Origin of the sequence: Mesorhizobium sp. M7A.F.Ca.CA.001.04.2.1 (assembly GCF_003998485.1) — a bacterium.
Lineage (GTDB): Bacteria > Pseudomonadota > Alphaproteobacteria > Rhizobiales > Rhizobiaceae > Mesorhizobium > Mesorhizobium ciceri.
On the sequence record NZ_RZQT01000017.1, the window covers coordinates 55,385 to 77,803 of the forward strand.

A 22,419-nucleotide genomic window follows, 5' to 3' on the forward strand; every position below is an offset into this window, starting at 1 on the left:
TTCGAATAGCGAGGCTGGTTTACCGTCCCCAGACAACGGCATTCTCATGCCGTTTAATGATGTGCTTCAGGTTTTCGAAGGCGGTCGTGACGTGGCCCGCGAAGCGCTCTGCCGCCGGTGAGCGTGGTCCGCTGACCCGGCGAAGGATACCGAGTGAGCGGCTGGGCTGCGGGATTTCATAGGGCAGCACCGTAACCCGGCTCTCCTTGCGCTGCGCGAAGACTACGGAGAATGGCAGCACGGCCAACGCATCGGTTTCGGCAAGGAAGTTGATCACGCTCATCAGCGAGCCTCCCGAATAGCGGATGTTCAGGTCCGACATGCCGATGCTCATCAGGATCATCTGCAGGTCCGACATCAGCGGAGAGCCGGGCAGGGGAGCCACCCAGGGAAAGCTGGTCAGGTCATGCGCCCTGAGGCGGCGATTTCGCAGCAGGGGATGATCGGACCGGCAAGGCCGGAACTTCGTCCCGCATCCGATGCGGTACGAGTGGATGGCAATTTTTGTCTCAGCTTACGTCAGACATTTCCACAAAATATATCACATGTTGACGTTAATTTAACAGGCTACTATGGTCTGTTTGCCGCGTCGGATGCGGCGCTTTGGTATCACCGTTGCTCGTTGATTGTCGTCATGTCCGTTATCCCTATCCCAACCTGCAGGATTGCCTTGCAGCGCCCTTCACCAGTTGCTGAAAACGGCGGCGCCCATGCCCAGTTTGCTCGGAATCGATAACGGTCTCACGGTCACCAAGGCGGTGATCTTCGATGCCGATGGCACGCAGTTGTCGGTGGCGCGTCGGCGGGTTCCGCAATCGATGCCCCATGCGCGCTGGGTGGAGCGCGACATGGCCGGCCTCTGGCAAGCGACCGCCGACGCAATCAAGGAGGCGATCGCGCTATGTGGCCGCCCGGCGGACGACATCAAGGCGGTGGCGGCAACCGCGCATGGCGACGGTCTCTATTTGCTCGACAAGGATCGTCGGCCGCTGGGGCCTGGAATCCTGTCGCTCGATAGCCGCGCCGGCAAGATTGTCGAGCGATGGTCGGCGGACCAGGTCTTCGAAGAGGCGCTAGCGCGAACAGGCCAGGCGCCCCACGTCTCGGCGCCGTCGGCGCTGCTCGCCTGGATCAGGGAGCACGAACCGGCCCGCTATGGGCGTATCGGGCATATACTGGCCTGCAAGGACTGGCTGCGCTTTTGCCTGACCGGCACGATCGGCACCGACCGTACCGAGGCCAGCACCTCATTCACGGATTTCAGCACGCAGGATTACGCGCCGGAAGCGATGCGCATCTTCGGGCTGGACGATGTTTTCGACGCGCTGCCGCCGATGGCGCACTCCGCCGCGATCGTCGGCCATGTCACCGCCGAGGCAGCCGAAATGACCGGCCTTGCCAAGGGAACACCGGTCGCGTGCGGACTGCATGACGTGACTGCCTCCGCACTTGGCATGGGCGGCCATGAGGAGGGCGTGCTCGCCGTCGTCGCCGGAACCTATTCCATCAACGAAGTCGTCTCTTCGCAACCACGCGTCGACCCGCGTTGGCTCTGTCGCAACGCCATCGACGCAGGCCGCTGGAACAACATGGCGATCTCGCCGGCCTCGACCGCGAACTACGACTGGTTTCTCGACACGTTCTGCCGCTCGGAGCAGGAAAAGGCATCGGTCGATGGCGACTCGATCCACGAGCTTCTGGCAGCAGAGATCGACGCGGCGCTGAAGAAGCCCTCGACCATCCTGTTTCATCCCTATCTGTTCGGCTCTCCTTATGGCGATGTTGCCAGCGGCGGCTTTGTCGGCCTGCACGGCTGGCACAATCGCGGCGATATGCTGAAGGCGGTTCTGGAGGGCATTGCCTTCAATCACCGCACCCATGTCGAAGCCTTGCGCGACGGCTTTGCCATCAGCGAGATCCGCCTGACCGGCGGCGGTTCGCGCAATCCGGCCTTCGTTCAGATGTTTGCCGACGTGCTGAACGCCCCGGTCATCGTCACCTCGACCGACGAGGCCGCGGCCTTTGGCGCTGCCCTTTGCGCGGGGGCGGCGGTTGGCATCTTCGCGACGCCGCAACAGGGCGCCAGGCAGGTCGGGATGACGGCCCGCCAATACGAGCCTGACCAAGCCTCGAGTGCTGTGTTCAACGAGCGCTTTTCCCTCTATGGCCGCATAGCCGGTGCGCTCGAACCGCATTGGCCCGACATCGAGAAGCTGGGCCGGTCAGAGACTGGGGGAACCGCATGATCAAGGCCGACGAACGACGCGAAGAGATCGCCGACTATGTGATCAAGCTCGGCCAGGTGCGCATCGACGATCTGGTCGAGCATTTCGGCGTGTCGCGCATGACCATCCACCGGCACATCGACCGGCTGGCGCAGCAGGGCGTGCTGCGCAAGCTGCACGGTGCGGTGACGGTTCAGCCTTCCGGCCTCTACGAAAGCGCCTTCCGCTACCGTGTGACGGTCAACCGGGCCGAGAAGGATGCGCTGGCGCGGGCAGCACTCGATTATGTCGAAGCCGGCCAGGTGGTGATGCTGGACGATTCCTCGACGGCAAACGCCGTCGCGGCACTGCTGCTCGACGTCAAGCCGCTGACCGTCATCACCAACTCCGTAGCGACGGCATCACTGCTGATCAATGTCGACGAACTCGACTTCATCTGTCTCGGCGGCCAGTACCACGGCACCTACAACGCCTATATCGGTATCGTCTGCGAGAACGCCGTGGCGCAGCTGCGCGCCAATGTGCTGATCTGCTCGGCTTCGGCCATCACCGGAACCACGGCCTTCATCCAGGATCCCAATGTCGTGCGGGTCAAGCAGGCGATGATGGCCGCATCGGCCAAGCGTATCCTTCTGATCGACCATGCCAAGTTCGACAGGATCGCGCTGCATGTCTTCGACGATCTGACCAGCTTCGATGTCGTGCTGGCGACCGAAGGCCTGGGCGATGCGCGGGCGCAAGCTCTCGAACGGGCCGGCGTGAAGCTGCGCATCGTCAAGACGAAAGCGTCATGAGCTCAAGCGAAGCAACATTTACGGAAAATCCCGCCGGGCATTTGGCCGCCATGGCCGGAACCGGCGAGGTCGACGTCGTCATCCTTGGCGCCGGCATCAACGGGGCAGGGCTGTTTCGCGACCTGTGCGCGCAAGGCGTCAGCTGTCTGATCGTCGACAAGGCGGATTTCGGCTCGGGCACCAGTGCCGCGCCATCGCGGCTCATTCACGGTGGCCTGAAATATCTCGAAACCGGCGAGTTCGGGCTGGTCGCACAGTCGACACTTGAACGCAATCTGCTTTTGAAGAACGCGCCGCACTATGTCAGCCCGCTGCCGACCGTCATCCCGATCTTTTCCTGGAGCAAGGGCATGTTGGCGGCATTGCGGACGCTGTTCGGCTCGACCAGCGCACCGCGCAGCCGCGGCGCCATCCTGATCAAGATCGGCCTGATGATCTATGATTTCTACGGCTCGCGAAACCAGGTCATGCCGCGCCACCGCATGGTCGGGCGGCGCCAGGCGCTCAGCGGGATGCCGGCGCTCAATCCTTCGATCGTCGCCACCGGCACCTACTACGATGCCAAGATAAGCCACCCCGAAAGGCTCGTGCTTGAACTGATCCTCGATGGGCGGCAGGCAAACGCGGCCTCGGCCAGCGCGAACTATACGGCGCTGGTCAAGTCCGCCGATGGGGTACTGACCTTCCAGCCGGAAAACGGCGCGGCCTTTTCGGTGCGGCCGAAGCTGGTGGTCAACGCCGCCGGTCCGTGGATCGACGATGTCAACGAATTGCTTGGCGCGCCGTCGAAGATGATCGGCGGCACCAAGGGCTCGCACGTCCTGCTCAAGCATGACGAACTGGTCAAAAGCCTGGCCGGGCGCATGCTCTATTTCGAAGCCGATGACGGCCGCATCTGCCTCATCTACGATTATCTCGGCCTGGCGCTGGTCGGCTCCACCGACATCAAGGCCGACAATCCCGACGCGGTGCGCTGCGAGCCCGACGAAGTCGAGTACCTGCTCGACAGCGTGCGGACTCTGCTGCCGGGAATGGCGTTCGAGCGCGACCAGATCGTCTACGCCTATAGCGGCATCAGGCCGCTGCCGGCCTCCGATGCATCGCTGCCCGGGCTGATCAGCCGTGACCACTCCGCGCCGGTCACTGAGCCGGATCGGAACAGACCTTTCGCGGTCATCTCGCTGGTCGGCGGCAAGTGGACGACCTTTCGCGGCTTCGCCGAGGAAGTCGCCGACACCGTGCTCGGCCGCCTGCAGCGCAGCCGCAAGGTGACGACGCAAGCCATGCCGATCGGCGGCGGCAGGGATTTCCCGACCAATGCCGCAGCGCGAGCAGGTTGGCTGGCTCTGGCTCACTCGAACACGGGCGCTGAGGAACGGCGTCTCGATGCGCTGCTGTCGCGATACGGCACCAGAGCCACGCAGATCGCCACGCATGGGTCGGGCGATGGGGGTCGGCTGCCGGATTCAGAAAGCTACAGCAAATCGGAAATCGACTACATCGTCCGCAACGAGTTCGTCGAACATCTGGCCGATATCGTCATGCGCCGCAGCACCTTGGCGATATCAGGCTCCCTGACGGGCCGCGACCTGCAGGCGATTGCGGCGATTGCCGGACAGGCGCTGGGCTGGAGCGCCGGGCGCCTTGCAAGGGAAGTCGAGGCCGCAATTGTGGAACTCGAGGACCGGAACCTGATGCGGCTGGGCTGATCAGTCAGTCACCGATGCTCTTCACAAGGCAATCCGGTCGGTTTGCCCATGGATGCGCCGCATCCGCAAATCGCCCAACTCACAGGCAGATTGGGATTTTGCCGATGTTAGATATTATCCCTGAAAAACAGCTAGTTAGAAGAAAATCTGGATAGCCGATGGCCATGCAATTCTGCTGGCTTAGGCGTGAGGTAACATAGATTGACGTTAAATTAACACAACTGTATGATCGAGTAACATGCTCACCTCCTAATAGGTCGATGTTGCCCGCCGAATGCCGGCAGACCGGCGTTTCGGGAAGGGCGAGACCTGTGAATTCCCCTTATGTGCATGCGCCCAACCCGGCGGGGGATTGACAGCGATGCAGGGATGTGAAAATTTTTGCACACAAAGATAATAATATCATCTCAGGGAGGAGATGGCTTGAAATCCGGCGGAACCGCTAACCGCGATCATGAGTCCAGCCTCGCCACCCGCGCGGCCTGGCTTCACTATGCCGGGGGTCTGACGCAGGCCCAGGTGGCCAAGCGGCTCGGCCTGACCAGCCTCAAGGCGCATCGGCTCATCACGCGGGCCACCCAGGATGGCCTGGTCAGGGTGATCATCGACGGCGACGTCGGCGAATGCATCGACCTCGAGCAGCAGCTGATCAATGCTTACGGGCTCGATTACTGCGAGGTCGTTCCGGATCTCGATCAGGACGAGCTGCCACTGAAGGCGCTTGGCATCGCCGGCGCTCAGTTTCTGAAGCGGGAGATCGATCGCGGCGAGGACATGCTGATCGGCGTCGGCCACGGCCGTACCCTTGCCGCAAGCGTCGAGTATCTGACGCGCACCGCCGCCGCCCATATCCGTTTCGTCTCGCTGCTTGGCGGTGTGACGCGCAAGTTCGCGGCCAACCCGCACGACGTCATGCATCGGCTGGCCGAGCGGACCGGCGCGCAGGCCTATGTGATGCCGGTGCCTTTTGTCGCCAACACCGCGGAGGACCGTGAGGTGCTGCTTGGGCAGCGCGGCATCAGCGATGTCTTCGACCTCGCAAGCCGGTCCGACCTGATGTTCGTCGGCATAGGGACCGCCGAGCGGGAAGCTTCGCTGGTCGCCACCGGCATGATCGAACATTCCGAAATCGATGAGGTCAAACGCGATGGCGGCGTCGGCGAGCTGCTCGCCCACTTCTTCGACGACCAGGGACGCCCAGTGGAAACGGCGCTGTCGGACAGAATCCTGGCACTCCCGCGGGACCAGTTGAAGGGCCGCCGGATCGTCGCCGTCGCCGGAGGCAAAGTGAAAATACGCGCCATCAAAGCGGTGCTCGAAAGCCGCTATCTCAGCGGCCTAATCACCGACGAGTCCACCGCTCGTGCCCTTGTCGAACAGAAAAAACCCAATGGCGCGAAGCGCCATATGAACGGAGGATCGCCAAATGCGTGACAAGCGCGGATCAGCCTTGCTGGCGGTTGCGTCATGAGCGCGAAAGCCGCCACCGCATCGACCAGGCCTGCCTCGCCCGCCCTGCGTCGGGCACTTGCCGGCGCCGCGGTTGTCGTCCTGCTCGGCGCCATGGCGCTCGATACCAAGGTGGTCAGGATAGGGTCGGCAGGCGACGTTCGCAGCGCCGTCTTTTCCGCCGCTGACTACGGCAAGTCGGAATTTCCCAAGGTGCAGGCCGATGTCGAGGCACGCGCCGCCGACGCGGTGACGGTGGCGACGGCGATTGCCAAGGACAGGGCAACGGCGGAAAAGGAATACGGTGTGCCTGCGGGCGTCGGACCGGTCATTTCAGTCAAGTTCACCGGCGTCGTCGGCGAAGGAAAATCTGGCATCTACAAGGTCGCCGTCGACGGCGTGCCAGATACGTTGATGATCCGCGTGCAGACGGGACCGGCGATCAACGGGACGGAACTGCGTGACGCCACGGGCAAGATCACATTCGGCCAGTTCACCAACCAGATCGAGTACCAGGACGCCGGTTCGGCGCTGAACAATGAGATGAAGAAGGAAGTCCTGGCCAAGGTCGATACGAGCACCTTGACCGGCAAGACCATATCGGTGGTCGGCGCATTCAAGCTGGTCAACCCGAAGAGCTGGCTCGTCACCCCCGTGAGGCTGGACGTCAAATGAAACCGGCTGCCGACACCGGACCCGCGACTGGCGACGCCGTGCTTTCGGCGCGCAACATCGTCATGTCGTATGGCGGCGTCCATGCGCTCAAGGGCGTCAATTTCGATATCCATCGCGGCAAGGTCACCACGCTGTTCGGAGAGAATGGCGCCGGCAAGTCGACGCTGATGAAGATCCTCTCCGGCGTGGTCACGCCGACATCCGGCGACATCGTGCTCGACGGCAATCTCGTCAGCTTTTCTTCGTCCTCGGACGCGCGCGATCGCGGCATCTCGATCATCCACCAGGAACTCAGCCTGGCGCCCAACCTCAGCGTTCGCGACAACATCTTCATGGGCCGCGAACTGCGCACCAGGACCGGCCTCGACTTCGCCGAGGAGCAACGCCAGGCGCGCGCTCTGATGGCTGATCTCGAAGAGGACATCGATCCGATGACCCTGGTCGAGGATCTGCGCCTCGGCCAACAGCAGATCGTCGAGATCGCCCGGGCACTGTCGGTCGATTCGCGCATCCTCATCATGGACGAGCCGACCTCCGCGCTCAGCGCAACCGAGGTGGAAGTTCTGTTCAAGGTGATCCGCGATCTGACCAGCCGCGGCGTCTCCATCGTCTACATATCGCATCACCTCGAAGAGGCGCTGCAGATCACCGACTATGCCGTTGTCCTGCGCGATGGCGCGATTACCGCGACGGCCGAAGCCCGGGATATCGATCTCGAATGGATCGTGCGCAACATGGTCGGCGAGAATTTCGATCTCGGCTCGCCGCCGACCGGCCATGAATTCGGCGAAGTCGCCCTATCGATCGAGGATGTCAGCGTCGTCGACACTTCGGGCTCAGGTTATTCCGTCGTCGATCACCTGTCGCTGGACGTGCGAGCAGGCGAGATCGTCTGCATCTACGGGCTGATGGGTGCCGGGCGCACGGAATTGCTGGAGGCCGTCGCCGGACGAGTGCCGATGGCGGGCGGGCGGGCGCTGCTGGAAGGCGAGGACGTCTCGGGGCTGAGCATTGCCCAGCGTATCTCCAGAGGGCTTGTGCTGGTCCCCGAGGACCGGCAGCGCGACGGGCTGGTGCAGACGATGACCGTCGGTCGTAATCTTTCGCTCGCCAGCATCGAAGCGTTCGCCAGGGGCCTGTTTCTGTCTCGTTCCAGAGAGCGAGAGCTGGTCGAAGACTCGATCCGCAAGGTGACCGTCAAGACCGCTGGCGGCAATGCCATGATCGGATCGCTGTCGGGCGGCAATCAGCAGAAGGTCGTCATCGGCAAGATGCTGACGACCAACCCCAAGGTTATCCTTCTCGACGAGCCGAGCCGCGGCATCGATGTCGGCGCCAAGGCCGAAGTCTTCCGCTTGCTGAGCGAACGCGCTGCGCAGGGCCTTGCCGTCGTCTTCTCGACCTCTGAGGTCAACGAATGCCTCAGCATTGCCCACCGCATCGTCGTCATGCGCCGCGGCAGGATTTCAGCCGAATTCGGCGCCAATGCCACCAAAGAGCAGATCATGGCCGCCTCGGGCGAAGCCGTAGTCGCTTGATCACCAGGAATTTCGGAGCCCACACCATGACCGATGTCAGCCAGGCCAGAAAACAGTCCAGTCCAAGCGCGAGCGAAAGCTTCGATCTCGCCAAGCTGCTGCTCGAGGGCCGGGCCTTCTTTGCGCTGATCGTCATCATCGTCGTCTTTTCGATCCTGTCGCCCTACTATCTCTCGGTGGCGAATTTCCTGACCATGGCCTCGCATGTCGCCATCTTCGGCATCCTCGCGATCGGCATGCTGCTTGTCATCCTCAATGGCGGCATCGATCTGTCGGTGGGGTCGACGCTGGGCTTGGCCGGCGTCGTTGCCGGCTTCCTGATGCAAGGGGTGACGCTGAACTGGCTGGGCGTCGTTCTCTATCCGCCGGTGTGGGTGGTCGCGGTGCTGGCCTGCATGCTGGGCGCCGTCGTCGGGCTGATCAACGGCGTGCTCATCGCGCGCTTCAAGGTTCCAGCTTTCGTCGCGACCCTCGGCGTCATGTACATGGCGCGCGGCCTGGCGTTGCTGATGACCAGCGGCCTGACCTACAACAATCTCGGCGGCAAGCCGGAGCTCGGAAACACCGGCTTCGATGCGCTTGGCTTCAACCGCTTGTTCGGCGTGCCGACGGGCGTCGTGGTTCTCGTGGTCATCGCGCTCATTGGCAGCATCGTCCTGAACCGCACCGCTTTCGGGCGCTGGCTCTACGCCTCGGGCGGCAATGAACGCGCGGCCGAACTCTCCGGCGTTCCGGTCAAAACAGTGCAGATTTCCGTCTATGTGCTGTCGGGCATCTGCGCCGCCATTGCCGGCCTGATCCTATCCTCGCAGTTGACATCGGCTGGACCGACCGCCGGCACCACCTACGAACTGACGGCCATTGCGGCCGTCGTCATCGGCGGCGCGGCACTGACCGGCGGCCGCGGCAACATCCGCGGAACCCTGCTCGGGGCCTTCGTCATCGGCTTCCTGTCCGACGGTCTGGTGATCATCGGCATCTCATCCTACTGGCAGACAGTGTTCACCGGCGCGGTCATCGTGCTCGCCGTGCTCCTCAATGCCGTTCAGTATCGCCGCCGCAGCAAGCTCCCAAGCGCGACAGGTGGCCAACCGACTTCTCAGAAACGGGGGAAGGCCGAACCGGCCAATCCTGCCCAAGGGAAGACTGCCAGGTGAACTGGCAGCAACACCGCGTAATCATTGGAGGAATGTACATGAAAACCATGCTGAAAAGTCTGCTCGCGGCCGCGATGGTCGTTGGGTTCACGGCCGCCGCGTCAGCCGCGGGCCTGATCTCGATCATCGTCAACGATCCGGCCAATCCCTACTGGCTGACCGAGGGCAACGTCGCCAAGGCCGAGGCCGAGAAGCTTGGCTATACGGCCAATGTCGGCGCCCACAAGGGCGATACCAATACCGAAAGCAATTTGATCGACACCGCCATCACCAACAAGTCGGTGGCGATCATTCTCGATCCGGCCAACGCCGACGGCTCTGTCGGTGCGGTGAAGAAGGCGATTGCAGCCAACATCCCGGTGTTCCTCGTCAATGCCGAGATCAACCAGGAAGGCCTCGCCAAGGGGCAGCTCGTTTCCAACAACGCGCAGGGCGCTGCTCTCGGTGCCCAGCAGTGGGTGCAGGCCGTCGGTGAAAAGGGCAAATATGTCGAACTGCTCGGCGCCCCGTCGGACAACAATGCCGCCACGCGCTCGAACGGTTACGCGACTGTGCTGAGCCAGTACCCGGATCTCGAAAAGGCTGCTTCGCAGGTCGCCAACTGGGATCGTACCCAGGGCCACGACAAGATGCAGAGCATGCTGCAAGCCAATCCCGACATCATCGCCGTGATCAGCGGCAATGACGAAATGGCTCTCGGCGCGGTTGCGGCGCTGAAGGAAGCTGGCAAGCTCGCCGGCATCAAGGTCGGTGGCTTCGACGGCTCCCCGGACGCGGTTGCGGCGATCAAGTCCGGTGAACTGCAGTACACCGTGCTGCAGCCGGTCGCCATCTTCTCGGCCAAGGCCGTGCAGCAGGCGGACTCGTTTATCAAGACGGGTGCCACCGGTGCGGCGACCGAGAAGCAGCTGTTCGATTGCCTTCTCATCACCAAGGACAATGTCGACAAGTACACCGCACCCTTCGTGCTGTCTGAGTAATACCTGCACAGGGGGTGTCCTTGCGGACACCCCCTGCCTCTTCTACGAAATGACTGCCCTCGTGAACTGCCTTCGCAACCAATCGGAATTTGCGGCATGAAAGACCTGCTGATCGGCATCGACGCGGGAACGTCGGTGATCAAATCGATCGCTTTCGATCTGTCCGGGCGGCAGCTCGCCATGACGTCGGTGCCCAATAGCTTCGTCACGCTGGAAGGCGGCGGCGCCGAGCAGGACCTCGACCAGACCTGGCGCGACATGGTACGGACCGTTCGCGATCTCGCGGCCAAGATTCCCGACCTCGCGCAACGAACCGCGGCGGTGGCCATCACCGGGCAAGGCGACGGAACCTGGCTGATCGATAGCGACGGCATGCCTGTCTCGCGCGCCTGGCTGTGGCTCGATGCCCGCGCCGGACGTTTGGTGGACGAGATGCGCGCCGATCCCCGGGATCGCAGGCGGTTCGAACTGACCGGCACGGGGCTGAATTCCTGCCAGCAAGGCGCCCAGCTTGCCTTCATGAAAAAGAACCATCCCGACATGCTGGAGCGGGCGGCCACCGCACTGCATTGCAAGGATTGGCTCTACTTCAAGATGACGGGCGAACGCGCCACCGATCCCTCCGAGGGAACCTTCACCTTCGGCGATTTTCGGTCGCGCACCTATTCCGACGAAGCCCTCGACATCCTGGATCTGACGACGCATCGCCGCCTGTTGCCTCCCATGCTCGAAGGCACCACCGACCATCATCCGCTATCGCGATCGGCGGCGGCGGAGACCGGCCTGCTCGAAGGCACGCCGGTGGTGCTGGGCTACGTCGACATGGTCATGACGGCGCTCGGAGCCGGCCTCTATGATCCCTCGGGCAATGTCGGCTGCACGGTCATCGGCTCGACCGGCATACACACGCGCTTCGCAGCCACTCCCGACGATGTCGTGCTGAACGACGATGGCTCCGGCTACACGATCGCCATGCCTATTCCGGGCGCCTTTGCACAATTGCAATCCAACATGGCGGCGACGCTCAACATAGACTGGGTGCTTGGCCTTGCGCGCGACGTGCTCGCCACGGCTGGCGGCAAACCTTCTCATGACGAGTTGCTGAAGGCGCTCGACGCTTGGATGGAAGCATCGGAGCCGGGATCGCTGATCTACCAGCCTTACATATCGCTAGCCGGCGAAAGAGGGCCGTTCGTCGACCCTGACGCACGCGCCGGCTTCATCGGCCTTTCGGTCAAGCATGGCTTTGGCGATCTGGCACGCGGCGTGCTCGAGGGGTTGGCCTTCGCCGCTCGCGATTGCTACCAGGCGATGGGCGCCGTGCCGAGTGAGATCCGCCTGTCGGGCGGCGCAGCGCGCAGTCCGTCTCTACGTCGCATCATCGCGGCGGCGACAAGGGCGCAGGTGCGCACCAGCAGCCGCCAGGAAGCCGGCGCGGCGGGTGCCGCGATGATGGCCGCGGTCGGGCTCGGCGTCTACGGCTCCATGGAAGACTGCGCCGCCGAATGGGTGACGCCGCTTCTCGGCGACTGCGATGCCTATGACGAGGCGCTTTCGCAAACATACGATGCGCTCTTCCCTTCCTTCGTTGCGGCGCGCCAGGCGCTTCGGCCGGTGTGGAAGGGCATGGCGCACCGCACAGGAGCAAGATCTTGAGCAATACAACAGATGTCGTCGATCTCTTCGTGATCGGCGGCGGCGTCAATGGAGCCGGCATAGCGCGTGATGCTGCAGGTCGTGGCCTGTCCGTCATCCTGTGCGAAAAAGACGATCTCGCGCAAGGCACCAGTTCGCGTTCCGGCAAGCTGGTGCATGGCGGCCTGCGCTACCTCGAATATTATGAATTCAGGCTGGTTCGCGAAGCGCTGATCGAACGCGAGGTGCTGCTCGAGGCGGCGCCGCATATCATCTGGCCGATGCGCTTCGTTCTACCGCACAGCCCGCAGGATAGGCCGGCATGGCTGGTCCGGCTCGGGCTGTTTCTCTACGACCACCTTGGCGGCCGCAAACGGCTGCCTGGGACAAGAACGCTGAACCTGAGGACCTCGCCTGAAGGCGCGCCGATCAAGGACGAATTCAAGCGCGGTTTCGAATATTCCGACTGCTGGGTCGACGATGCGCGCCTGGTGCTGCTCAATGCGCTCGATGCAAGGCAGCGAGGCGCCAGAGTGCTCACGCGCACCGCCTGTGTCGCGGCGCGCCGTGAAGGCGGACTGTGGTCGATCGATATGCAGGATGGTCGCACGGGCGCCGTCACGAAAGTCCGCGCGCGCGCTCTGATCAACGCAGCAGGTCCCTGGGTCAACGACATTGTCAGCCGCGTCGCCGGGCAGAATTCGACGCGCAATGTCCGGCTTGTAAAAGGCAGCCATATCGTCGTGCCCAAATTCTGGGAGGGGCGGCAGGCCTATCTCATCCAGAACAACGACAAGCGGGTGATCTTCGTCAACCCGTACGAGAACGATCTGGCGCTGATCGGCACGACCGACATTCCCTACGAAGGCAGGCCCGAGGAAGTGGTCGCCGAGGCCAGCGAAGTCGACTACCTGATCAAGGTGGTCAATCGCTATTTCAAGCGGCAGCTGACGCCACAGGACGTGGTCTACAGCTTCTCCGGTGTGCGTCCGCTCTATGACGACAATGCCGACAATCCAAGCGCGGTGACGCGCGACTATATTTTCGAACTCGACGCCTCCAACGGCAACGCACCGCTGCTTTCGGTGTTCGGCGGCAAGATCACCACCTTCCGCAAGCTGTCGGAACACGCGCTGGAAAAGATCCAGCCATTCTTTCCGACGATGAAGAAAGCCTGGACGGCCAAAATTCCCTTGCCGGGGGGCGACCTGCCCAATGCGGACTTCGAGCAGTTTCTGAGCGATCTGCATGTCGAATTTCCATGGCTCAGCCCGTCGTTGGTGAAGCACTACGCTCGAAGCTACGGCACCCGCGCCAGGCAATTGCTCGCCGGCGCGCAAAGCGAGGCTGATCTCGGCCGACGCTTCGGTCCCGATCTGTATGAACGGGAGGCAAAGTTCCTGGTCGAGACCGAATGGGCTGGCACATCAGCCGATATACTGGAACGCCGCACAAAGCATGGCCTGCATATCAATGCGGCCGAGCGGAAAGCATTCGAAGATTGGTTCGGTAACATCATGGCGACGGCGGACTGATGGCCTTCACGCTTTCCCTCAACACCAATCCTCTGGTCAATCGCTTCGCCGATCCAGACGATTTGATCGACGCGATTGCTTATGGCATCGGCATTCGCGACGTGCAGTTGACGCATGAATTCGTCAATCCGGGCTGGCCGGCGGCCACGATTGCCAAATTCCTGCGCCTGTTCAACAGCGCGCTTTCGCGGACCGGTGTCAGGATCACCTCCGGCATGACCGGACCTTATGGCCGGCTCAACCATTTCGGCCACCCGGACGCCGACGTCCGGCGCTACTATGTCGACTGGTTCAAGACCTTCGCCGACATTTCCGCCGAACTCGGCGCGCCAGGCATGGGCACGCAGTTCGCCATCTTCACCTACAAGGACTTTGACGATCCGCAACGGCGGGCAGCACTTCTCGATATCGCGCTCGAATGCTGGCGCGAGGTTGCCGAACACGCCAGGGCGGCGGGGCTGACATACCTGTTCTGGGAGCCGATGTCGGTCGGCCGCGAGTTCGGCCACACGATCGAAAGCTGCGTCACGCTGCAAGGCGCCATCGACGCAGCGAAGCTGCCCATACCGATGAAGATGATGGTCGATATCGACCATGGCGACGTGACCTCACCCAACCCTGCCGACACCGATCCCTACGCCTGGGCGAAAGCGTTTCCATTGCAATCTCCGATCATCCATATCAAGCAGTCTTCCATGAACAAGGGCGGCCATTGGCCGTTCACGGCCGCCTACAACAAGGATGGCCGCATAGTGCCGCAGAAGTTGCTGGACGCGGTTCGGCAGGGTGGTGGAACCGACAATGAAATTTGCCTTGAACTTTCCTTCAGGGAGAGGGAACCAGTCGACCATCAGGTTATCGAGATGATCCGCGAGTCGGTGGATTTCTGGGTGCCTTACGTCGACAGTGGCCGCGACAGTCTCAAGCCTCGGACTTGAGCGAATACGTCGCCCGGAAGCCGGCTTCGGCCGCAAAAGTATCGAAGGAGAAAAACAATGGCCCCATATTGGGTCGGCACGAGCTGGAAGATGAACAAGACGCTTGCCGAGGCGTTGCTGTTCGCCGATGCGTTGGCCGCCTTCGTGCCTGGTTTCGATCAGGCGATACAGCCTTTCGTCATTCCGCCGTTCACCGCCGCGCGCCAGGTCAAGGCGGCACTGGCCAACACCCGCGTGAAGGTAGGTGCCCAGAACATTCATTGGGCCGATGCCGGTGCCTGGACGGGAGAGATTTCGCCAGTGATGTTGAAAGACTGCGGGCTGGATGTAATCGAACTCGGCCATAGCGAGCGCCGCGAGCATTTCGGCGAGACGGATGCGACTGTCGGACTGAAAACGGCGGCTGCTGTCAGGCACGGTTTTGTGCCACTGATCTGCGTCGGCGAGACGCTGGACGAGCGTGAATCAGGCCGCGCCGAGGCGGTGCTGACGGCACAGGTTCTCGGTGCGCTGCAGGAGCTGAGCGGCGATCAACCGAAGGCGGAAATCCTCTTTGCCTACGAGCCTGTCTGGGCGATCGGGGAGAAGGGCATTCCCGCAAGCGCCGACTATGCCGACAAGCAGCAAGCGCTGATCAAGCAGGTAGCCGCTGACCGGCTGCCGGCTGCCCCGCCTGTGCTTTACGGCGGCAGCGTCAACCCCGGCAACGCGGCCGAACTTATCGGCCAGCCGCATATTGATGGCCTGTTCATCGGCCGCTCGGCGTGGCAAGCGGAAGGCTATATCGACATTCTGAAAAAGGCGTCGGCCGCCATCGCGCGCTAACCGCGCGAGCAATTCCGGGAAAGTGTGAAGCGGTTTTCCGTCCGGAATTGCGTCAAATCAAAGAGACAGAGACAAAAGCAAAGGAGTTCATCATCATGAAGATCGCACTCGGAGCCGACAGCGCCGGCAAGCCGCTGCTCGATGTCATCGCCAAGCATCTCGCCACCAAGCCGGAGTTGCAGGTCGTCGACCTGAGCCAGGCCGGCTTCTACGCCGATATCGCCGCCTCGGTCGGCCACGAAATTCTCGACGGCAACTACGACCGGGCCATCCTGTTTTGTGGCACCGGCATCGGCGTCAGCATCTCTGCCAACAAGGTGCCGGGCATTCGCGCCGCGTTGACCCACGATACCTATTCCGCGGAGCGCGCCGCCAAGTCCAACAACGCCCAGATCATCACCATGGGCGCCCGCGTCATCGGTCCCGAACTGGCGAAATCGATCGCCGACGCATGGCTTGCCTCCGAGTTTGATCCGAATGGCCCATCTGCCGCGAACGTGCAGGCCGTCGACAAGCTCGACGCCAAGCGCTGAAAGACGCGGCAAGTCCGCTGATGATCAGTCGGTCAAGGCGGTCCGCATCGCCTCGATCACGGTGACGGCGGACGCAGCGCCCGGATCCATATGGCCAAGCGAACGTTCGCCGAGGCGTGATGCCCGGCCCTTGGTGGCCACCATCGCTTTGGTCGCTTCCGCGCCTGTCTCTGCCGCCTGGGCGGCGGCCTTGAGACTGGCGGCCAGATCCTTGCCTGAGGCCAGCGCTTCGCCCGCCGCTTGCCCCGCCGGCGCCCATGCATCGATCATCGTCTTTTCGCCAAGCTCTGCCTTGCCGCGATCCTGAATGCCCTTGGCCATGGCCTGGAACAGGGCGACCACATCCGCGTCGTCGAGCGCCGTCTTGCCCTTGACGGCTGCCGCGGCGCGCATGAGCGCGGTCGCATAGAGCGGACCGGAGGAGGCGCCGACCGCATTCAGGAACGACTTTGCCGCCGTGTTCAGCAAGGTGGTCGGATCGGTCGCCGCGGTGTCCAGTCCGGCCACCGCATCGCGCGCAGCGAAAAATCCAAGCTCCATCGCGATGCCGTGGTCGGCGTCACCGATAACCCCGTCAAGCGCGCACAGCCTGTCCCTGTCTGCTGACATGGAGTTTGCGATCGCTGCGAACATCGTGACAAGGCGGGCAGTATCGATTGTCGTCATGTCTTAGTCCTTGCCACAGAGTGGGTTTAGCCGGCGCGAAACATGGCGCAGTCGCAGGGGTGGTCCAGCATCGTCTGCAACTCGCCGTCCAGCCGATGCAGCGTGATCGAGGCCCCGGCCATTTCGAGCGAGGTGCAGTAATTGCCGACCCAGCTTGCGTGGATGGACACACCGATCTCATCGAGCCTCTGCTTCACGCGCCGGTTCATGATGTAGAGTTCCATCAGCGGCGTTGAGCCCAGCGAATTGACGAGCACCGCGACCTTGTCGCCGCGCGCCGGCGCCATCTCGTCGAGGATCCTGTCCAGCATCTCGTTGGTGATCTCATCGGCTGTTTTCAACTTTTCGCGTGCGATGCCGGGCTCGCCGTGGATGCCCATGCCGATCTCCATCTCGTCCGGCCCGATCTCGAAATTCGGCCGGCGGGTCTGCGGCAGCGAACAGGGCGACAGCGCCACGCCCATGGTGAAGGTGTGGTCGTTGGCCTTGCCGGCGATGCGCTCGCATTCGTCGAACGACAACATCCGGTCGCAGGCGGCGCCGGCCGCCTTGAAGATGAAGAAATTGCCGGCGACACCGCGCCTCTTGTGCCGCTGGTCGCGCGGTGCCGAGGCAACGTCGTCGGTGCTCAGCACCGTGCGCACCTCGATGTCGTCCATCGCCGCCATCTCGGCCGCCATGTCGAAATTCATCACGTCGCCGGCATAATTGCCGTACATGAACAGCACGCCGGCGCCGCCGCTGACCGCCTTGGCGCATTCGAGGATCGGGTCCGGCGGTGGCGAGGCAAAGACATTTCCGATGGCCGCCGCGTCGGCCAATCCCTTGCCGACGAAGCCGAGAAAGCTTGGCTCATGGCCCGAGCCGCCGCCAATGACGAGGCCCACCTTGCCCTGGCGCGGCCCGTCGCGGGCGACGATGGAGCGTGGGCTACCCTCCACGCTTTTGAGATGGCGGGGATGCGCTGCCAGGATGCCTTCCAGCATCTCGTCGACGGCGCGGTTGCCATCGTTGATGATCTTCTTGGTCTGCACCCGGCATCCTCCCGACTTCGGCATTTTCGCAGATAATACCGGGTGTTACCGGGATTTCCACCCGGCAAGGCGTATTTCGGGCGCTGAGATGTTCCCACCGGCCAACACCTGGACGCAGGCGCTGGCTGTTTCAACCGCCGAGGCCGTCGCGGATGGCTGAGAAATAGCGATCGGTCCCGACCTGGCCGCCCTTGAGCGCGACCTCCAGTCCGTCGATCGCCTTGACGCGCGAGTGGGCAACGCAAAGCGGGGAACCCGGCGAAGCGGGCAGCGGCATGCGAATTGTCAGGGCATCGAAACCCATCTCGCCGAGTGCGTGGCTCGACGTGTCGCCGCCTGCAATGACCACGCGACGCAGGCTCTGTTCCACCGTCAGGTTGCGAAGGATTTCTCCGAGGCCGCGGCCAAGCCTGTGGCGGGCGCCTTCCTCCCGGTCGATTTCGGCGCCCCTGTCGGCAGTGGGGCCAAGCGCGGTGTAGAGGATGACGCTGCGCCCGGCTTGCAGACTGGCACGGCCGCTTGCCGTTGCGCGCGTGATCGCCTGCTGCGAGGCCTCCGAAACCAGTTCGACCGGATCGACCTCGATGCCGTCGAAACCGTCGGTCAGGGCATGCCGGATCTGCCGTTCGGTGGTCGGCGAGCAACTGCCCGACACGACGGCTATCCGCTCGGCAGCGCCCGGCGATGTGAAGCCTGGCCCAGCGCTGACGACGCCATTCGACGTCCATTCGGCCAGCAGCGCATATTCGACACCGGACGAGCCGACGACAAAAGAACCGCCGGGCTTGCGAACGCGCCACAGTTCCTTGCCGGCCAAAACCTGCGTCTCCAGACTGTCGACATCGACAAGCACGATGGCGGTGCCGTTTCCGGTCAGGCGATCGAACGCCGCCGACCGCGATGCCGACTGCAGCGTCGCAAGATCGACCAGCCCGGAGCTCAGCGCCGTCTGCCGCGACAGATGGATCAGCAGATCGGACTCATCCATCGGCGTCGTCGGGTGACGGCTCATCACCGGGTGGCGATCAATGCGGAAATATTGGTCGCGATAGGCCGCGAACAGATGGCCGAAAGCGGTATAGCGCTTGAGCTGCGGCACGCCGACCAGCAGCGGCACACTATCCTGCGCGAACACCGAGCGGCCGACCTCGATGGCTCGGCCGATGCTGCCGATCGTCGGGCTGGAATCGAAGGTCGAGCAGACCTTGTAGTGGCAAATCTCGGCGTTAAGCGTCTTCAGCCAGGCGAAGGCATCGCGCAGATGCGTGTCCATCCATTGCGGCGTCTCACTGCGGCTGGTGCCGGCCAGCCCTATCGCCCGGCAATGGCCAAACCGGGACAGCAGGGCCGCGTCCGGCTGGCGCATGAACAGCACGGTCGGCACGCCACCGAGCTCGAGCGCCTCCATGACATCGGTCGAGCCGGTCAGGTCGTCGCCATAATAGCTGAGAAGCAGGTCCTGCATCGTCTCAGGCTGCCTTGCCGTCGCCGAATTTTTCGATCGACCGCGCCAGTTCGGGATGGTTCAAGGCGAAGTCGGCCAGCGGAATGCCGTCGACCGCCGCTTGCCAGGCTTGCTGCACGGCACGTACGCCGGCGCCCGGTCCGTCCGGATGGCTGACGATGCCGCCGCCGCAGAGATAGAGAAGATCCACGGTCCGGCCGGTCCGTGCATATGTCTCGGGCGCCTGACCGCCCCACTGGCCGGAACCTGCCACCGGTAATGCGCAGTCCCCAGGCGAAAAGATCGGCGTCGTCACCGCCTTGAAGGATTCGACGAAAGAGTCATCCGGCTCCCAGTATTTCGAGGCGATGCCGTTGATCTGGAACTGGTCGACGCCGAGCAGCCGCCAGAATTGCTGCCAGACCTTGAAGTCCATGCCGAGGCCGGGGTGACGGGTGAGGATGTCCCAGCCGTTGCGATGAGCATGCAGCACCAGGCCGGAGCGTTTTCTCAGGAATGCCATGCCGCCAAAGCCGATCGAATTGATGTTGATAACAGCACAATTGCCGCCGGCCTTCGCCACCAGATCGTGGTTGCGCATCATCTCGTCCGGATCGGCGTGCGAAATGCCGAAGGCATACATCACCTTCTTGCCGGTCTTCTGCTCGTGATCGAGGATCAGCGGCATGATTGCCTTCACCCGTTCCGACAGGGGCGAATAGGCCGGGCTCATCAGCTTCTCGTCATCCTTGATGAAGTCGACGCCGGCGGCGATCAGTTCCGCCACCATTGCCGCCGTCTCGTGCGGCCGCAATCCTAGCGCCGGCTTGACGATCGTGCCGATGATCGGGCGGTCAGTCACATTGGTCAGCCGGCGGCTGCCGGCGACACCGAACTGTGGGCCGGGATGTGCCCCGCGATACTCCTCCGGCAATTTCATGTCGACGACGCGAATCCCGGTAAGGCCCTTGATCGAATAGGTGCCGCCGATGGCAATCGTCATCAGCGCCGAAAGGTCGGTGCCGATGGCATCGAACGGAAAGGCGATGTCGACATCGGCGCGCCTGAACGGCCCCTTACCGTCATTGGGAAGCGACGGCCGCTCGGCATCGGGCAGAGGCCGAATCGCCAGCACACGTGCCGCCACCCGGGCCTTCAGTTCCTCGGTCTCGCCGGGCAGCGCTACGAAGGTGCCGGTCGACTGATCGCTGGCGATCTTGGCCGCCAGCGCTTCGATGCTTCCAGGCGTTTCGATGCGGTAGGTGAGGGTGATCATGGTCCGCTGTCTCAAGCCGAGGCGTTCGAAAAAGGTTCACTGGTGTTTCAAATCTGGTATAATGAGTACATAAGTATTGCAAGTCATATCCGGCAGCGGGATCGACAGACGGCAATTCCGGGAATTGTGGCGGCAGTGTTAGATAGGGCCGGGTCAAGGGAGTGATTCGCGGCGATGAACCGTTCGGAACCGATTGTCCGGCGCAAGCTTTCCGATGAGGTCTTCTTGCGGCTGAAGCGGCTGATCACCAGCGGCGAGCTGATGCCAGGCGACGACATGCCCTCGGAGCGCGAGCTGATGGAGCGCTTCGAGGTCGGCCGCCCCGCGATCCGCGAGGCGATGCAGGCGCTGAGCAATATGGGGCTGGTTGCGATCTCGCATGGCGAACGCGCCAAGGTGCTGCAACTCACCGCCAAGTCGATCATCAAGCAGGTCGACGGCGCCGCCAAGATCATCCTGTCGTCATCGAAAGACACGCTGGAGCACCTGAAGACCGCGCGCATCTTCTTCGAGCGTGGTATGGTCAGGGAAGCCGCCGAAAAGGCCACCGCCGAGGATGTGCTGCGGCTGCGGGCCACCGTTGCCGAACAGCGCGGCTTTCGCGGCGCTTCCGAAGCCTTCATCTCCGCCGACATGAAGTTCCATACACAGATCGCCGCGATCTCCGGCAACCCGATCTATGTCGCCGTCAGCGAGGCGATGCTCGGCTGGCTGAAGGAATACCACACCGAAATGCTGATCTGGACCGGCAAGGAAAAGTTCACGCTCACCGAGCACGAAGAGATCATAGGCCGCATTGAACTGAAGGATGCGGACGGCGCCGAGAAGGCGATGATCAAGCATCTAGAGCGCTCGCGCGCGCTCTACGTGATGAACTCCGAAAAATGACGTCAGTCGATCCGGACGATCTCGTAAGGCGTCATCACGAGATGGCTTCGGCCAAAAGCTGAAATGTCGACCTGCACGTCGTCCGCCGTCAGGTTCGCCAGCCACACGACAGTGTCGCCCGAGGCCGAGCGTCCAGCCAGCGCCAGCACCTTGGTCTCATCGCTCGTCCCTGCCGCCACATGCGCAAGGCCGGCCAGTTCGCAAAGCCCCTTGATGGCTCTGAAGAGCGGCCGGGGCGATCCTTCCGCGACGGGTTCTCCGGATGACGCCAGCACGCCGAACGGTCCGGTGAAGCTGGAGAGCGTGAGCTGTTCCAGCCCAGCGGCTGCGACGCGCGCGGCATAGCCGATCGTCCAAGCCGCCGCGAACTGGCCGGCATGGCGCGGATCGCTGTCGGCCATGGCAATGCGCTGTCCCCCGGGATTGGGTTTGGTCGCTCCGCCATAAGGGTTCTGGCGCATGGCAATCGTCGACGGTCCGATCCGGTAGGGCTTTGCCCCGAAGATCGCCCGTGCCGATTGGGTGATGAAAGGCAGCGCCTCCAGCGACTGCATGATGCTGAGATCGTCGGCGGCATGCACGATCGGGCAAGTGCAGTGGGTGACGAAATCGAGCTGGTCTGCCGGCACGCGCTTGCGGTTGAGTTCGGTGAAATAGCTGAACATGCCGCCGCCGAGGCGGATATCGGGGAATGCCCGCCGCGCTGCGGCATAAATGTCGTCGAGCGGCGGGCATTCCGGCCACGCGCTGCCCGGCGGCGTCGACTGCCGATCGACCGACGGCGACACGGCAATGGCCGAGAGTTTTAGCCCGGCCTGACACACCAGGGCCGCGACGGCTGACAGCTCGGCATTGAGATCGCCCGCGCCGTCAACAACGCATTCGAGTGTGGTGCCGGCTGGATAGGCGGCGGCAAGTTTTGCAAAGGATTGCAACGCGGCCAGCCCGTGGCCGCGCGTCGGATCGTAGTGGAGGATCAGTTGCTGTGGGCCGAGTTCCGCCAATGTCGGAAGGTTTGCGAGCGCTGCCTCGACCTCATCCGGATAGATGATCACGCCGATATCCGGCAGCTTCTGCCCAGCCTCGCCGAGCTCGACACGAACCGGCTCGGTGGTTGC

Annotated in this window: 19 protein-coding genes and 1 pseudogene; 14 read left to right on the top strand and 6 right to left on the bottom strand. The window is 63.0% G+C overall.

The window, feature by feature from the left end:
* Positions 1–19: 19 nt before the first annotated feature.
* Positions 20–502: a LysR substrate-binding domain-containing protein gene (locus tag EN955_RS08230; RefSeq protein ID WP_338101679.1), complete on the bottom strand. Its 483-nt coding sequence runs from the start codon at positions 500–502 to the stop codon at positions 20–22.
* Positions 503–710: 208 nt separating this feature from the next.
* Between EN955_RS08230 and EN955_RS08235 the strand changes: the two genes are divergently transcribed.
* The 13 genes from EN955_RS08235 to EN955_RS08295 all read left to right on the top strand — a co-directional run bounded on the left by EN955_RS08235 (position 711) and on the right by EN955_RS08295 (position 15,993).
* Positions 711–2,246 (top strand): FGGY-family carbohydrate kinase, encoded by a 1,536-nt coding sequence (locus EN955_RS08235; protein WP_024502441.1) that lies wholly within the window; start codon positions 711–713, stop codon positions 2,244–2,246.
* The gene (locus tag EN955_RS08240) at positions 2,243–3,019 is read left to right on the top strand and encodes a DeoR/GlpR family DNA-binding transcription regulator (protein WP_024502442.1); all 777 of its coding nucleotides are present in this window, start codon (positions 2,243–2,245) and stop codon (positions 3,017–3,019) included. Before EN955_RS08235 ends, EN955_RS08240 begins: the two co-directional genes overlap by 4 nt.
* 50 nt (positions 3,020–3,069) lie before the next feature.
* A complete protein-coding gene (locus EN955_RS08245) occupies positions 3,070–4,728 on the top strand; it encodes a glycerol-3-phosphate dehydrogenase/oxidase (RefSeq protein WP_024502443.1) in 1,659 nt (552 codons plus the stop codon).
* 423 nt (positions 4,729–5,151) lie between these two features.
* Positions 5,152–6,162, top strand: coding sequence for a sugar-binding transcriptional regulator (locus EN955_RS08250; RefSeq protein ID WP_024502444.1), 1,011 nt, complete (start codon positions 5,152–5,154; stop codon positions 6,160–6,162).
* A gap of 33 nt (positions 6,163–6,195) precedes the next feature.
* Positions 6,196–6,852 carry a DUF2291 domain-containing protein gene (locus tag EN955_RS08255; RefSeq protein ID WP_024502445.1) on the top strand — a complete coding sequence of 219 codons (657 nt, stop codon included), beginning with the start codon at positions 6,196–6,198 and terminating at the stop codon, positions 6,850–6,852.
* Positions 6,849–8,390, top strand: a complete 1,542-nt coding sequence (locus tag EN955_RS08260; RefSeq protein WP_013533074.1) for a sugar ABC transporter ATP-binding protein — start codon at positions 6,849–6,851, stop codon at positions 8,388–8,390. The genes EN955_RS08255 and EN955_RS08260 overlap by 4 nt, the downstream gene beginning before the upstream one ends.
* Before the next feature lie 26 nt (positions 8,391–8,416).
* A complete protein-coding gene (locus EN955_RS08265; protein WP_024502446.1) occupies positions 8,417–9,547 on the top strand; it encodes an ABC transporter permease in 1,131 nt (376 codons plus the stop codon).
* Between the two features lie 32 nt (positions 9,548–9,579).
* The gene (locus EN955_RS08270) at positions 9,580–10,527 is read left to right on the top strand and encodes a D-ribose ABC transporter substrate-binding protein (protein WP_023756738.1); all 948 of its coding nucleotides are present in this window, start codon (positions 9,580–9,582) and stop codon (positions 10,525–10,527) included.
* Positions 10,528–10,623: 96 nt separating this feature from the next.
* A complete protein-coding gene (locus tag EN955_RS08275; RefSeq protein WP_024502447.1) occupies positions 10,624–12,183 on the top strand; it encodes an FGGY-family carbohydrate kinase in 1,560 nt (519 codons plus the stop codon).
* Positions 12,180–13,697 (top strand): glycerol-3-phosphate dehydrogenase, encoded by a 1,518-nt coding sequence (locus tag EN955_RS08280; protein WP_024502448.1) that lies wholly within the window; start codon positions 12,180–12,182, stop codon positions 13,695–13,697. Before EN955_RS08275 ends, EN955_RS08280 begins: the two co-directional genes overlap by 4 nt.
* Positions 13,697–14,635: a TIM barrel protein gene (locus tag EN955_RS08285; RefSeq protein ID WP_024502449.1), complete on the top strand. Its 939-nt coding sequence runs from the start codon at positions 13,697–13,699 to the stop codon at positions 14,633–14,635. The genes EN955_RS08280 and EN955_RS08285 overlap by 1 nt, the downstream gene beginning before the upstream one ends.
* 57 nt (positions 14,636–14,692) lie before the next feature.
* A complete protein-coding gene (locus EN955_RS08290; RefSeq protein WP_024502450.1) occupies positions 14,693–15,460 on the top strand; it encodes a triose-phosphate isomerase in 768 nt (255 codons plus the stop codon).
* Between the two features lie 95 nt (positions 15,461–15,555).
* Entirely contained in the window at positions 15,556–15,993 is a 438-nt protein-coding gene (locus tag EN955_RS08295) for an RpiB/LacA/LacB family sugar-phosphate isomerase (RefSeq protein ID WP_024502451.1), read from the top strand.
* A 24-nt stretch (positions 15,994–16,017) separates the two neighbouring features.
* On the opposite strand, the gene dhaL is transcribed toward EN955_RS08295, so the two are convergent.
* The 4 genes from dhaL to oiaX form a co-directional block, all read right to left on the bottom strand.
* Positions 16,018–16,659, bottom strand: a complete 642-nt coding sequence (gene dhaL, locus EN955_RS08300) for a dihydroxyacetone kinase subunit DhaL (RefSeq protein WP_024502452.1) — start codon at positions 16,657–16,659, stop codon at positions 16,018–16,020.
* Between the two features lie 26 nt (positions 16,660–16,685).
* On the bottom strand, positions 16,686–17,693 hold the full coding sequence (locus EN955_RS08305) for a dihydroxyacetone kinase subunit DhaK (RefSeq protein ID WP_024502453.1): 1,008 nt from the start codon (positions 17,691–17,693) through the stop codon (positions 16,686–16,688).
* A gap of 130 nt (positions 17,694–17,823) precedes the next feature.
* The gene (locus EN955_RS08310) at positions 17,824–19,158 is read right to left on the bottom strand and encodes a four-carbon acid sugar kinase family protein (RefSeq protein ID WP_024502454.1); all 1,335 of its coding nucleotides are present in this window, start codon (positions 19,156–19,158) and stop codon (positions 17,824–17,826) included.
* 4 nt (positions 19,159–19,162) lie between these two features.
* A complete protein-coding gene (gene oiaX / locus EN955_RS08315; RefSeq protein ID WP_013533063.1) occupies positions 19,163–20,413 on the bottom strand; it encodes a 3-oxo-isoapionate-4-phosphate decarboxylase OiaX in 1,251 nt (416 codons plus the stop codon).
* Between the two features lie 174 nt (positions 20,414–20,587).
* Between oiaX and EN955_RS08320 the strand changes: the two genes are divergently transcribed.
* Positions 20,588–21,301, top strand: coding sequence for a transcriptional regulator NanR (locus EN955_RS08320; protein WP_013533062.1), 714 nt, complete (start codon positions 20,588–20,590; stop codon positions 21,299–21,301).
* A gap of 2 nt (positions 21,302–21,303) precedes the next feature.
* Here the strand turns inward: EN955_RS08320 and EN955_RS08325 are convergent.
* Positions 21,304–22,419: pseudogene (locus tag EN955_RS08325) on the bottom strand (hypothetical protein); the annotation flags it as partial.